Origin of the sequence: Diaphorobacter sp. JS3051 (assembly GCF_015832135.1) — a bacterium.
Classification (GTDB): domain Bacteria; phylum Pseudomonadota; class Gammaproteobacteria; order Burkholderiales; family Burkholderiaceae_C; genus Diaphorobacter; species Diaphorobacter nitroreducens.
Genome location: NZ_CP065406.1, coordinates 955,829 through 968,673 on the forward strand (window position 1 = coordinate 955,829; position 12,845 = coordinate 968,673).

At 65.6% G+C, this 12,845-nt stretch carries 13 protein-coding genes; 3 read left to right on the top strand and 10 right to left on the bottom strand.

Annotation, left to right across the window (positions count from 1 at the left end; genetic code table 11):
- Positions 1 to 202: 202 nt before the first annotated feature.
- The gene (locus I3K84_RS04565; RefSeq protein WP_028792031.1) at positions 203 to 553 is read right to left on the bottom strand and encodes a DUF2958 domain-containing protein; all 351 of its coding nucleotides are present in this window, start codon (positions 551 to 553) and stop codon (positions 203 to 205) included.
- Positions 554 to 849: 296 nt separating this feature from the next.
- Between I3K84_RS04565 and I3K84_RS04570 the strand changes: the two genes are divergently transcribed.
- Positions 850 to 1,140 carry a helix-turn-helix domain-containing protein gene (locus I3K84_RS04570; RefSeq protein WP_004335983.1) on the top strand — a complete coding sequence of 97 codons (291 nt, stop codon included), beginning with the start codon at positions 850 to 852 and terminating at the stop codon, positions 1,138 to 1,140.
- 290 nt (positions 1,141 to 1,430) lie between these two features.
- Here I3K84_RS04570 and I3K84_RS04575 read toward each other — a convergent pair whose 3' ends face one another.
- The 4 genes from I3K84_RS04575 to I3K84_RS04590 all read right to left on the bottom strand — a co-directional run bounded on the left by I3K84_RS04575 (position 1,431) and on the right by I3K84_RS04590 (position 5,765).
- Positions 1,431 to 1,745, bottom strand: a complete 315-nt coding sequence (locus I3K84_RS04575) for a DUF736 domain-containing protein (protein WP_043154548.1) — start codon at positions 1,743 to 1,745, stop codon at positions 1,431 to 1,433.
- A gap of 763 nt (positions 1,746 to 2,508) precedes the next feature.
- The gene (locus I3K84_RS04580) at positions 2,509 to 2,718 is read right to left on the bottom strand and encodes a hypothetical protein (protein ID WP_043154546.1); all 210 of its coding nucleotides are present in this window, start codon (positions 2,716 to 2,718) and stop codon (positions 2,509 to 2,511) included.
- Between the two features lie 60 nt (positions 2,719 to 2,778).
- A complete protein-coding gene (locus I3K84_RS04585; protein ID WP_043154543.1) occupies positions 2,779 to 4,854 on the bottom strand; it encodes a ParB/RepB/Spo0J family partition protein in 2,076 nt (691 codons plus the stop codon).
- An 80-nt stretch (positions 4,855 to 4,934) separates the two neighbouring features.
- On the bottom strand, positions 4,935 to 5,765 hold the full coding sequence (locus I3K84_RS04590) for a DUF932 domain-containing protein (RefSeq protein WP_043154539.1): 831 nt from the start codon (positions 5,763 to 5,765) through the stop codon (positions 4,935 to 4,937).
- Positions 5,766 to 6,391: 626 nt separating this feature from the next.
- On the opposite strand from I3K84_RS04590, the gene I3K84_RS04595 reads away from it, so the two are divergent.
- Positions 6,392 to 6,700 carry a hypothetical protein gene (locus I3K84_RS04595; RefSeq protein ID WP_052158434.1) on the top strand — a complete coding sequence of 103 codons (309 nt, stop codon included), beginning with the start codon at positions 6,392 to 6,394 and terminating at the stop codon, positions 6,698 to 6,700.
- Between the two features lie 59 nt (positions 6,701 to 6,759).
- Here I3K84_RS04595 and I3K84_RS04600 read toward each other — a convergent pair whose 3' ends face one another.
- The 3 genes from I3K84_RS04600 to I3K84_RS04610 all read right to left on the bottom strand — a co-directional run bounded on the left by I3K84_RS04600 (position 6,760) and on the right by I3K84_RS04610 (position 8,590).
- Positions 6,760 to 7,038: a hypothetical protein gene (locus I3K84_RS04600; RefSeq protein WP_043154534.1), complete on the bottom strand. Its 279-nt coding sequence runs from the start codon at positions 7,036 to 7,038 to the stop codon at positions 6,760 to 6,762.
- Between the two features lie 323 nt (positions 7,039 to 7,361).
- Positions 7,362 to 7,745, bottom strand: coding sequence for a hypothetical protein (locus I3K84_RS04605; protein ID WP_043154531.1), 384 nt, complete (start codon positions 7,743 to 7,745; stop codon positions 7,362 to 7,364).
- A 227-nt stretch (positions 7,746 to 7,972) separates the two neighbouring features.
- Positions 7,973 to 8,590 (bottom strand): LysE family transporter, encoded by a 618-nt coding sequence (locus tag I3K84_RS04610; RefSeq protein WP_043154526.1) that lies wholly within the window; start codon positions 8,588 to 8,590, stop codon positions 7,973 to 7,975.
- 66 nt (positions 8,591 to 8,656) lie between these two features.
- Here I3K84_RS04610 and I3K84_RS04615 point away from each other — a divergent pair, with 66 nt between their 5' ends.
- Positions 8,657 to 9,580 carry a LysR family transcriptional regulator gene (locus I3K84_RS04615; RefSeq protein ID WP_043154523.1) on the top strand — a complete coding sequence of 308 codons (924 nt, stop codon included), beginning with the start codon at positions 8,657 to 8,659 and terminating at the stop codon, positions 9,578 to 9,580.
- Between the two features lie 42 nt (positions 9,581 to 9,622).
- On the opposite strand, the gene I3K84_RS04620 is transcribed toward I3K84_RS04615, so the two are convergent.
- Entirely contained in the window at positions 9,623 to 10,135 is a 513-nt protein-coding gene (locus tag I3K84_RS04620; protein WP_043154520.1) for a RadC family protein, read from the bottom strand.
- A gap of 562 nt (positions 10,136 to 10,697) precedes the next feature.
- Complete coding sequence (locus I3K84_RS04625; protein WP_196995593.1) at positions 10,698 to 12,749, bottom strand: TonB-dependent siderophore receptor; 2,052 nt, start codon at positions 12,747 to 12,749, stop codon at positions 10,698 to 10,700.
- Between the last annotated feature and the right edge of the window lie 96 nt (positions 12,750 to 12,845).

Sequence of the window (12,845 nt, forward strand, 5' to 3'; positions counted from 1 at the left end):
ATCGTCTGAATGCGACGGCTACGCAACCCGGAAATGGTGCGCGGCATCGGATACCGTGCCGCAGGCCGCGCCAAAGATCATGACTGTTTGCATCAGGCTGGCACCGCTTCGGTGCATCAATGCCGATTGAGACCGTACAGGTCTTGGGTAAGACCGAAATAGTCACAATGCGCCCCGGCTGGCCGGGCTGCGCTGGCCTTCATCAGTCCGTGATCGCGCCGTTTTCCTGCGCCAGCCGGACGTACTCCGACAGCGGGCGTAGCGCCTGGAAATACCGATCCCGCCGCACCGGCAGCTTGCGCGGGCCGACGATGCCGGCCAGGTCGGAGAGCTTGACCGTGCCCAGCGAGGGCATCCCGATACCGAGGTCGATCAGCCCGTAGGCCGTGTCGCCGTCCACCGGGTCGAGCGACACCAGCAGCCAGGTCACATGCGCATCGGGGGTAAACAGCCGCACCACGGGCAGCGGGTCGAGGTGCTGGCCAGCGGCGAGCGCCGCGCCGTGGGCGAGCAGCCGGGCGCGTTCGTCAGCGGTGACAAGTGGCAGGGTCATGGCCGGAACCTCCACGAAACCGAGGATGCACGGATGCGCTTCTGCGTCGAAGCACGGAACCGCCGAACCGTCTCCGTGCTTTCGTGCGCAAGCACGGATGCGCAAGCCATCGCATCCTGAGAAGAACGCAAGCGCAAAAGCGGAATTGTAGAAAGCCGGAAAGACACGGATGCGATTCCCCGGTTCTGCTGGAATCCGTAGATACGGATTTCCGTAAAGGCACGGAACAGCGTTTTTTCGTCAATGAGTTAAAGATAACGTGGTTTTAATTGTCCTTCGATTCGACGCTTCTGTCTATGCAGAAGCGATCCGTTCAGCCAGGCCGACCGGCCGGCGTTACCACCTTCGATGCCGATCTGGCGCAAGCCTTCGGCGCGGCGGTGCGCGCGCTACGGATGGAGCGAGGGATTGCGCAAGAATCGCTGGCGCACCTGGCCGGCATCGAGCGTTCGCACATGGGCAAGGTCGAGCGTGGCGAACACATGCCCACGCTGGCGGCCATCTTCAAGATCGCCCGCGCACTCGATTGCAGTACGGCGGTGCTGATGGCCGAGACGGAAAGCCAGATCGCGGCGTCCGAGACATAGCCGCAAGCGGAGCGCGCAGCGCCATCAGGCGCGAAGGCGTGAGGGATTGAAGCCGCATGGCCGTGACGGCTTGCCGGTACGGGGCGCAGCCCGAAAGCCCGGCGGCGCTTCCAGCGCCGACACGCCATCTTGCGCTTGCTGCCACGGGCTTCGAGCCATTCGACCATCACCGATGCGATGCCGTCGCTGGACATGCGGGGCAGGAGACAACCGCCGAAACCATGTGCGTGCGGCGCTGCGATCAGCAGCATCGCGCCCCGCCGCAATGGGCGGGGCGCGGTGGGCGGCCGTCAGGCCGCCTTGGGCTTGTTGCGCGACCAGATCAGGTCGTGCGTGCCGTTCTCACCTTCGATCAGGCGGGCATAGACGGTCGCCGGGAACGAAGGATCGTCCAGGGTCACGGACACGTAGGGGCGCCCGGCCTCGCTGGTCTTCCTCCACGCAGCGCCGATGTCGTGGCCAGCCGCTTGCAGGCGGTAGTCGGGAGCGTTCTCGTTGTCGCCCTTGTCGTTGGGAACCAGCTTGACCTTGACGTTGAGGGTCAGGGTGCGAAGCGTGCCGGTGAAGCCGTCTTTCTCTGCGGTGAAGGTGCCGATGTTTGCCATGATGAATTTCCTTTCGGTTGAACAGGGTTCGCGCCCATCGCGTCCTGTTGTGATCCGACCGGCGGGGGACGGGCTGGCTGCACCGCTTGCGGGCGCAACGCAGTGGAGCGCCTGGAAGCGAAAAGAATTTGTCCCGCGAGGAATGCGCGCAGCGCAGGGGAAATTGTTTTCGCTGGAAGGTTGCAGCCATAGAAGCCCGGCCACCGCCAGGATTCACAAACAGAAAGGACGCCTTGGGCCGACCCGCTCCGAAAGGAAACATGGCCGACTCGGCTCCCCGCGTGACGGCTTCATCGGCTTGCGCCCTGACACGGGCAAGGACAACGCCCAGCGACAAGGTGAAAGCGTCCCTGACGTAGCAGGTGGCTTCTTGCCTGAGGCGTGGCGTGGAAGCTCCATTGCAAGGCCGGGCGGCGTGTCGGTGAACCGTCCTTCGTGACGTACAAGCGACGAACCGCCAGCGTCGAGGACGGCACGCTTTCATGCAACCTGTGGCAGCAAGCCGGGGCGTAGGCCCACAAGCCCCGATCATTGTGGCGGGGCGCATTCGGAATGTCGTCGGTGCTGTGCGCCGACGCACTGATGGGCTTCGAGGGTTTCTCGCGCACAAGGCTACTTGTGCGCCGCCCCTGCGTCGCCTGCCCGAAGGCGGCGCAGGGGCGCTCTGGCTTTGGGCCTTGAACACCGGGCGCGGCCACGACCGCGCCCGGATTTTTGGCATTCCCCGCGCCCAAGACGGAACGGCTTGGGCGCGGGCTGCTCCCTATTCTTTGGTTTCGATGATCCACCACACGGCACGCGGCAAGGCGCGGCCCGTAATGGGGTGCAGGTCGGTCAGGGCGGCGCGGGCTGTCCAGCCGCGAGGCGGGCGGTAGCCGCGCACGTCGCCAGCGCCATGCCAGCGGCGGGCGCGTACCGTGCCGGGGGCGTAGGTCGCGGCCATGCGGGGGCGGTTCGTGGTGTCGTGGCTCATGGGGGAATCCTCGGCATGAAGCGCCCCGGCCGGAACCGGGGCGCTATCTGTGGTGCAAGGTCACGCGGCCAGTGCCTCGGCCTGCGGCTGCTCATCCGCCACGGCGGCGACTTCCTCCGGCGGTTCGGCTTCCTCGTCCGCCGTCACGTCCTGCGCGTCCTGCTGCGGGGCTTCGGCACGGAAGATGGCGGGCATCCAGCCGGTGCCATCGGCCAGCCGCTCGGCTTCGCTGGCAATGTCGCCTTTCTTCAACTTCGCCAGCCGGGTGACGTGCACCGGGGCGTACTGCTCCACGGCTTCCAGAATTGCGGCCTTCGGCACATGCTGGAAATAGCCGTCAGCGGTGGGCTTCCACCATGCGGCCATGTCCAAGCCGACAGCCTGCGCCAGTTCCGCGCCCGGTTGCTGCGTCGTAGCGCGGGGCGTCACCACGTCCACCGTGGAAGCCACGCACACGGCCAGCAGCCGCACCAGTTCATCCTGCGACTTCGCCACCAGCGCGGCGAATAGTTCGGCGCTGTCCTCCGGCAAGGCTTCGCCCGCGACTTCCTGCAAGGTGCGCAGCGCCACGGCGGCAGGCGATTCCGACACGTCCGGGGCAAGGCTTTCCAGCCGGTCTTGCACTTTCAGGCTCACGCCCAGCGGCAGGTCGTGCCCGTAGTGGCTTTCCTGCAAGACGGTCTGCACCATGCCATGCACCAGCGCGGCCAGCGCCACTTGCGGATGCCGGGCGACTTCGATTTGCAGCGCGGTGGTGCGGTGGGCGCTCAACCGCTGCGCCAGCTTGTCAGACATGGCGGCGGTCTTGGGCTGCCCTTCGCTGTCTCCGTCCTCGCCTTCGTCGTCGTTCTCGGCTTCTGTGCCGCCGAAACCCTGCCGCAGCCGTTCCAGCGTGCGCAGCGCCTTGGCTTCGGCTTCGCGCATCAGGCCGCGATGCACCACGGCTTCGCCGCTGCGGTCGATGGTGACGATGGCACCGGCTGCCGCCTTCACGTTCGCGCCGTAGTCCTGCAAGCCATCTTCCAGCGCCTGCAACTGCTCGCCCAGGCGTTCGCCTTCCTCCTGCAAGGCATCGGCCTTTTCCTCGTCGTCGGCGTCCAGCGCGGCATCCACGGCCTCGGCCAGTTCGTGCAGCTTGGCTTGCAGCTTCTCGATGCGTGCGGCTTCGCGCTTGTTCGGTTCGCGGCGTTCCCTCGGGGCGCGTTGGAAGGCGTGCAGGTCGGCATGGGTCGTGCCGGGCGTGGCATCCACCCATGCCCATCCCTCGGCCTTCACCTCTGCGGCGATGCCTGCCAGCTTGTCTTGCGCCAGCCGTTCCAGCAGCGCGGCATCGGTCAGATACACGCCCGCATCGCCTTCGGCGAACAGGTCGCGGCGGATGCCGCCGCCTGCGGCGTCGTAGGTGTCCAGCCCGACGAAGCGCACCAGCGGATGCCGGTAGGCGTCGATTTCGCGTTCGGTCAGACGGTCGCGCAGCGCGGACGGCTGGCGCTGCCACGTTGGCGCATCGTAGAAGGCGCTTTCCTGCGCGGCGTGGTCGTCGGTGATGGCAAGGGCCATCAGCTGGTCGAGCGCGACGGCATCGGCGCGGTAGTCGGCCAGCAGGCGCGGCGACACGTTGGCGAGTTTCAGGCGGCGTTGCACCACCAGCGGCGTGACGCTGAAATCCGCTGCAATGTCCTCGATGCTGCGGCCATCGGCCACCAGCGCGGCGAATGCCTCAAACTGGTCGGCGGGGTGCATGGCTTCGCGCTGCACGTTCTCGGTGAGGCTGGCCGTGCGGGCGGTGCCATCGGCCACCAGCAGGCAAGGCACTTCCCATTCCTTGCTGATGCGGTGCTTCTTCGCCAGCAGCTTCAACGCGGCGAGGCGACGGCCACCGGCCACCACTTCGTAATGCTCGCCATCGGCGGCGGCAATGATGATGAGGTTTTGCAGCAGGCCGACACGCTGGATGCTGGCGGCGAGTTCGGGAATGGACATGCGCGGGGTCTTGCGCACGTTGCGGCCAGTCGGCCGCGACACCAGCCGCGACAGAGGGACAAGAATCAGGTTCTTGGTCGGGTCGGCGGTTTCCAGCGGGATAGCGGCGGCGGTGTTGAGGGCGCGGGCTTCGGTTTGGGTAATGGCGTTCATGGTGATAACTCCTAACGGTTCAGGGATGCAGCAACGAGGGATGCGGCAAGGGCTGCTGCCTGCCCCTGCCGCGTGGGGAATCAGGCTTTCAACTGGCGCATGCCATCGGCCAGCAGCCAGAGGGCGCGATTCAGTCGGATGTTTTGGTCGATGCCCTGCACCGGGCGGGTTTGCTGCCGGCGTCCGTTGGCGCTGCGCCCGCGCAGGCCGCCTTGGGTCAGGTTCTCTTGCGTGCGGTTGAACACGCTCCACAAGTCCGGGCGGCGGTCATCAAAGCGGCGCGGCATCAGGATTTGCGATTCGGTGATGGGTGCGGGCTTTTTATCGGTGGGGTCGTACTTGAGTGCCAGCGCGGAACGGGCGAACACTTCGGCCTCGCCTTCGTCCAGCGTGATGGCGCGCATGGCATCGCGGGAATCCTTCACCCGGTCGAAGCCGCGCAAGACTTCGTAAGCGCCTTCGATGACATGCCCGGAAACATCGCCCTTGTGCGGCACGCGCACATCGGCCACGGTGTCGCCGCAGACAAGGCCATTGCTGCACACGAACCGGAACATGCCGGCCAGCATCTGATAGCTGCTCGTCCCGTCATGCGAGTTCAGCAACACAATTTCATTGGCCTCCGCGCCGTTGATCTGGCTGGCGTGGCGCAGGCGCAGCATGTGTTTGGTGTGCTCGCGCTTACCTTGGTCGCGCACGCGGGTCTGCGTCACCATGAAGGGCTGGAACCCTTCTTTGCGAAGCTCGGCCAGCACGGCGGCGGTGGGGATATAGGCGTAACGCTGCGAACGGCTTTCATGCGGCGCGTCCGCGAAGATGGACGGCGCTACGCGGTGAATCTGGTCATCGGTCAGCGGGTAGTCGCTGCGCAGCGAGGGGGAACGGGAAGCGAATCGGGATGCGAGTTGCATGGTCTTTCTCCTGACGAAAAGGGTTTGCTGTTCACACCGCACACCGGATTCCTAGATTCGGAGCCCAGCCTTTCGGCTGTTCGGTGCGGTCGGCACGAGGAACCCGGTTGGCCCTGTTGCCACCGTCTTTCCTGAGTTCATCGCCCGCGGCCAAAGGAGCGCGCGGACGGGGGCCGTCAAGGAAACAAGCGCGGGGTTGGTGCGGCCCGCAGGCGCAGCCGAGGACACGGCCCTGCGCGCCTTGACGGCACACGGAAGCGGGCTACGGTCGCGGACAAGGTGATGAAGTCAGGGGAGACGGCTGGACATGGCAACGGCCGCCCTTGTGTGACGAACCGCACGGCAAGCGAAGCGCGCAGGCCCGGATCTGGAAGCCGGGCCGGAGGCGTCAGCCGAGCGGAGCGAGGGAACGATGGAAGCCCGTCAGGGGCGAAACCCCGCAGGGGGTTCGATGCGCAGCACGACAGCGCGACCGGCCATGTTTTCTGGCCGGGGACGCCCATCCCGCCTTTGCCTTGGCGCTGCTGGAGCTGATGCCGAAATCGGTGCGTTTTTGAGCGAATTTCGACTGGAGACAAAGAAGGTGCCTGCCTATCGTGAAGGCTTCCCAACTTCGGAGAGTTCCCGTGACACAACAACCTTGCACCGAGGCTTCAACGACCAGCGCATCACCGTCAGGCATCTTTCTGCCCTCGATGGTCTGGACGACCGACCGCGAGACAGTCGCAGCGGAGAAAAAGCGGCTGCTGGCCCTGCATCAGCAGCTCAATGCCGTGGTGAACAACGCGCACCATGCCGACGAATGCGCCACCTGGCACATGATGGCCGAGGCGTCGCTGTTCCAGTTGGATCAAGACATTGACGCGCTGTTCGACTGGCTGGAAGCCAATGAGCGCGGACAACGGCGAGAGCGCCCGGACAGGATGTACGACTGACGCCATACAGTGCCGATCCGGCGCCAGCCGGTTCGGCGGCATCGAGGGGCGCGAAGGCATTAAGCCGCGTCGTCAGGGCGCAGGCTGGATTCCGCGACTGGCATCCAGGGCGAGGTCGAATTGATGAAGTAGCGTCGGCCGAGCGCGTACAGCCCGCAAGGCCCGGCAGGCTGATAGAACCCGGTGACGCGGCGATGGAACTGTGCGCCGAAGTCGTTGGTGTAGATCACCGCGTCGCCGATCTTGAAGCGCAGCGGCTGGCCGTTCTCCGGCGCGAACGGCTTGTGCGCGTCGTGCTGTGCCGAAACTTCGATGACCCAATCGTGATGGCTGCTCATGACATGAACTCCTGAAAGGTTGCCGGGCGGAATTGCCCGCCCCTTTCGGGGCACGGCGCAGCGCAAGCAGTCAGGGGTCGCAGACGGCCGCCAGGACGCAAGCGCGCACAAGCGCGCGCCGCCCTTGACGGCGAGAACGCCGTGGCACGATGAAGGGAACAGCAAGACCGCCCACACCCTCCATGCGCCTCGGCGCGGCAGATTCGCCAGACACCATCTGGCTTTTTCGAGGTGGCATTGCGCGAAAGCGCGAAGGACGCGGATACAGCAAAAAAAATGGCGCGTCGTCCCGAAGGACAACGCGCCGGATGGTGGCTGTGCGATCAATGCGCGGTCATCGCCTGCAACTGCTCGATCACGCCGGGTTCAACGAACACGCAGGGCTGCTTGTCCTCGATAGGCACGTTGAACACATCGGCGAATACCTCGCGTTTCAGGTGCGCCAGGCGGCCCGTGCGGTACGCCTGTTCGGGCTTCATGCGGCCGCTGGCCTGTGAGCCGCTGCGCTGCGGGTCGCATTCGACCAAGGCGACAAAGCCATCGTCGGACAGCTTCTGATGTTCCGGGCACAAGCCCCAGCCTGTCGCCGTGTGGCGCTCCATGCTCGCGCGCAGGCGCTTGTCCAGCAGGATCGCGCCGGTGTCGAAGCGAGCGCCGCAGACCAGGCAAACGTGTTGTTCGAGGGAAACGTGCGATTTGTCGTTCATGACGATCTCCGGTTGCACGGGCGGAATTGCCCGGAACCGTCGCCAGCACGACGCAGCGCAGCCGTCAGGGGTCAAGGACGGCCACGGGCCGCAAGCGTGCTCGCACGCGCAGCCCTTGACGGAGAGAACGACGTGATACGGTGAAGGGGACAGCAAGACCGCCCCACGTCATGCACAAACCTTGGCATGCTGAATTTCCGAAACACTGTCTCGGATTTCCGTGGCGGTCAGCGTGAGCCGCGCGCCACCGCCAGCAGAACGCCGAAGCCGACCAGCAGCCCGCCGAAAGCACGGTCGATCCAATGGCGCACCGCCAGCAGCCGGTCGCGCACGGCCCCGGCCGAGAAGCACAAGGCGACCAAGGCGAACCAGGCCATGTGCGCCACGGAGATGAAAGCGCCATAGCCGATCTGCACCGCCAGCGGGGTGTCCGGCCGCACCACCTGCATGAACAGGCTGACGATGAACACCGTGGTCTTGGGATTCAGCGCATTGGTCAGGAAGCCGGTGCGCAGCGCCGCCGCATCCGACAGCGGCGCCACGGTGCTGTCAGCCAGCGCGCCGGCAGGCTTGGCCCGCAGCATCTTCACACCGAGATAGACCAGATACGCGGCACCGACCAGCTTGATGGCATTGAACAGCCACAACGACTGCTGGATCAGCAGGCCCACGCCGACCAGCGTATAGGTGACATGCACCAGCACGCCCAGGCCGATGCCCAGGGCCGTCAGCACACCGGCGCGACGCGACAGCATCAGGCTGTTGCGCGTGACCATCGCAAAGTCCGGCCCAGGGCTGATGACAGCCAGCAAGGTGATTGTGATGACAGCTATCAGTTCTGGCATGGCGTATCCTGTCGAATAACAACGAATTGTCGAGATACTACCGACGAAAATCCCCAGTGAATAACGATGCTTTCTGACAAGAATGGTGAGCTGGAATCACCATTGACCGACACGCGCCTGCCTTCGCTGCTGGCCTTGCGCTGCTTCGAGGCAGCGGCCCGGCTGGAGAATTTCAGCCGGGCCGCCGACGAACTGCACCTGACCCACGGCGCGGTCAGCCGGGCCGTGGGTCTGCTCGAAGACGAGCTGGGCGTGGCCCTGTTCGAGCGCCGCAGCCGGCGCGTGTTCCTGACCGATGACGGGCGCACACTGGCGCGCGCCGTGGGCAATGGCCTGGATCTGATGCGGCAGGCCGTCGGCGAGCTGCGTGCCAGCGCCCGCCAGGGGCGGCGCTGGGTGCTGTCGTGCGAGCCGACCTTGCTGATGCGCTGGCTGATCCTGCGCTGGCCGGACTTCCAGGCCCGGCATCCGGGGATCGACGTGCATCTGGTGGCCGGCGGCGGGTCGTTCTCCTTCGCCAGCGGCATCGACCTGGCCATCCGTCGCGACGACTTCCCCTGGCCCGAGGGCTACCACGCCGAACCCTTGTTCGCGGAAAAGGTCGGCCCGGTCTGCCGCCCCGACAAGGTGGCGACCTGGTTCTCCACGAAGAAGGCCGGCGCCGTGCTCAAGGCCGGCGCACCGCGCCTGCACACGCGCACGCGGCCGGGCGCATGGTCGGAATGGGCGACGGCCGCAGGCCAGCCCGTGTCGGACGCGCCGGGGCAGACCTTCGAGCACTTCTATTTCAGCTTGCAGGCGGCCGTGGCCGGCCTCGGCGTCGCCATCGGCCCCTGGCACCTGGTGCGCGACGATCTGGACAGCGGCGTGCTGGCCGCGCCGCTCGGCTTCATCGAAGACGGCTCGCGTTACTGCCTGCTATCGCCCCAGCCCCTGCCGCCCGATGGGCCGCAGGCCGACTTGCTGGCATGGTTGCGGGCAATGGCCTGAGCGAGCTGCGGACGCAGCAAAAAGGGGCCGAAGCCCCTTCGGTCAGAGCAGGCCGTGTTCGGCAAATGAAGTGGTCTTGCTGCCCGCCACGATGATGTGATCCAGCGTGCGGACATCCACCAGCGCCAGCACCTCCTTGAGCTGCTTGGTCAGCACCTTGTCTGCGGCGCTCGGCTCCGGGTTCCCGCTCGGGTGGTTGTGCGAAATGACGACTGCCGCCGCGTTGTGACGCAGGGCCGTCTTGACCACTTCGCGCGGATGCACCTCGGCCGAGTCGATCGTGCCGCGGAACATCTCGGCATACTCGATCAGGCGATGCTGTGTATCGAGGAACAGCACCGCGAACACCTCATGCTCGAAGCCGGCCAGCTTGGCGCGCAGGTACTCCTTGACGGCCGCCGGCGACGTGAATGAATCCCCGCGCTGCATCTTGTGCTCGATGGCCTGGCGCGCAGCTTCCAGAATCTGGTCGGCCGTCGCCGGCCGATAGCGGCCGCGACCATCGCGCACCATGAGCGGAGAATCGACGGAAGGAAGAAGGGTCAGTTGCGACATGATCGTGCTCCGGTTGCTCGGGCGGAATTGCCCGGAACCGTGGCGAGCACGGCGCAGCGCAAGCAGTCAGGGATCGAAGACGGCCATCAGGCCGCAAGCGTGCGAGCACGCGCAGTCATTGACGGCGAGAACGCCGTGATACGGTGAAGGGAACAGCAAGACCGCCCACACCCCGCCCACTGCACAAAGTCGGCTTTTGGGGCAAGCGGAGCGCGCAGGCCTGTGGGGCCAAAAGCGTCAGGGAAGATTTCCCAGACACTGCCTGGGAAATTTCCATAGCGACGACCGAGGGCCGAAGGCGTCAGGGGAAAAAGCCGGATGGCCGCGATTCGGCACGAAGCGCGGGGCGCAGCCCGCGCACCCGACGGCGGAACGCCGGGACGCCCAACATGGGCATCGAAGGAACAGAGGAATTGGGGGAACTGCTGCGCTGGAACACGCCATGCTTGTCCGGTGGCGTTCTTTCCCTTGGCTCTTATCCGGCTCCTAGACCAGGCAGGCAGGGCATCTTGGGCAGCGAGGAACGGGCGCTAAACCCGCATGGGGACTGGCTTTCCGGCGATCAGGCCGCTTGAAAATTCTGCTTGACAAAACTATCGAACAGGTTGTTGAGATGCAGGGCCGCACTCAGGTTGCGGTTGATACGGTAGCCCAAGCGCGCGCTGACCAGCGCATAGCCGCCCTGGCGCAGCGTCAGGCCACCCGACTGCACGGTATAGGCGCTTTGTGCCTGCACGCCCATGCCGGCGCTGAGGCGGCCGCCGTCCCAGGGAAACGCATAGTTGGCCCACAGGCGTGCGATGTGCCTGGGCGTGAAGCTGGCGAAGGCCTGTCCTTGCGACTGGGCATCCTTCAGATACTTCGTGGTGTTGTAGGTGTAGCCGAACGAGAGGTCGAGACCAGGCAGCGGCCGGCCGCTGATCTCGGCTTCCACGCCCTGGCTTTCCACCTCACCGCCACTGATGTAGAAGCAGGCCGTGCCGGCGCACGGGTACGCCGGGTCAACCTGGGCGCGATTGCGCTGGCGGATGTTGAAGAACGCCAGGCTGGTGTTGAGCTTGCCATCCAGCAACTCGCCCTTGATGCCCGCTTCCAGGTTGGTGCCCTTGACGGGATCCAGCGTCTTCCCGTCCCAGGTCGTCTGGGTCTGCGGCTGGAAGATCTGCGCGTAGCTTGCGTAGAGGGACCACTGGGGAGCGATGTCGAGGACCACGCCGCCGTAGGGCGTGAGTTCGTTGCCCAGTTTGGTGGACGTGCCTGCGCCTTCCTGTTTCCAGCGGCTCAGCCTGACCCCGGTGATCAACGTGAGAGGATCGGCCAGCGAGAATCGGCCCACCGCATAGAGCCCGGACTGCGTCGTGCGGGTCGGGCCACGGGACGCGTAGGGTCCGATGCCGGGTTCGGGCACGCTGCCGGGGTCCCAGTCCCAGACGTTCACGGGCTGGTTCACCGGCGTCAGGAAGCTTGCCGAGAATTGCTCCAGGCTCGCGCGCTGGTAGTTCCATCCCAGCGTGGCCTCGTGGCGTCGCCCCAGGAGCTGGAAGGGGCCATTCAGGTAGCCGTCGATGCTCTTCTGGTCGTTCTCGAACTTGTAGGCCCCACCAGTCAGGCGCGGCCCCGCGCCCGTGGCGGGGTCGACAGCCCCGTTGGCGCCGGCGTACTTCAGCGTGGAATCACCGTTCTGGTAGTTGACGGACAGCTTGGCGGTCCACGCATTGCCGAAGGCATGCTCGATGCCGCCGAACACGCGGGTGGTATCCCAGTCGAAGCGATCCCAGTCCACGTCCAGATAGGTGGAGCGAGGCAGGCCGATGTCGGAGCCGTCCTTGTAGAACGGCACGCCGGCCATGTTGGTGGTGAAGCGGATGCGTTGCCGCTGCAGGCCGACGGTCAGCACCGTGTCCGGCCCCAGGTCGAGATCGGCCGTGCCATAGACCGAACTGGTCTTCTGGCCGGCGACGTCGTAGAAGAAATCGCGATCCTCGTGGTTGGCAACGATGCGGGCCCTCAGGCTGCCGCTCTCGTTGAGCGGGCCGCCCACGTCGACCAGGCCGCGATAGCGATTCCAACTGCCGGCCGACAGCTCGCTATTCGCCAGGAACTCGCGCGGAGCGCGCTTGGGAACGAGGTTGACCGTCGCGGCCGGGTTGCCCGATCCCTGCATCAGGCCGTTCGCGCCACGCAGGATCTCGACGCGTTCGTAGATACCGGCATCCTGGGGCGGGCTGGCCATCTGCCCCATCTGGATGGGGACTCCGTCCTGCTGGAACGAGTCGATCTTGAAGCCGCGAGCGTAGTAGCCGGTGGTCAGCAACTGGTACGGTTGCACCGTGATGCCGGGGGCGTGCTGCAGGACCTCATCCAGGCTTTGCAGGTTCTGCTGGTCCATTCGTTCGCGCGTGATGATGGTCACGGACTGGGGCGTTTCCCTCAGCGTCTGCGAACCCTTCAGCAGCGAGGGCGTGGTTTCCCGGTCGGCTGTCACCGTGACGGTGTCCAGCTGGCTGATTTCGGTGGTCGATTGTGCGAAGGCACCTGGTGGGAGCAACAGCAAGGCCGACAGGCTGGAACAACTGCTCGCGCGCAGCCATCCACGCGTTCTGGAGATAGGCATGGTAAGGACTCAAAAGCAACTGGGAATCAATTGCATTGAGTCTAGGCATCGCGCAGCGCTGCCAATGGCGCTGGCCGGTATTCTTCTGGCGTTCGC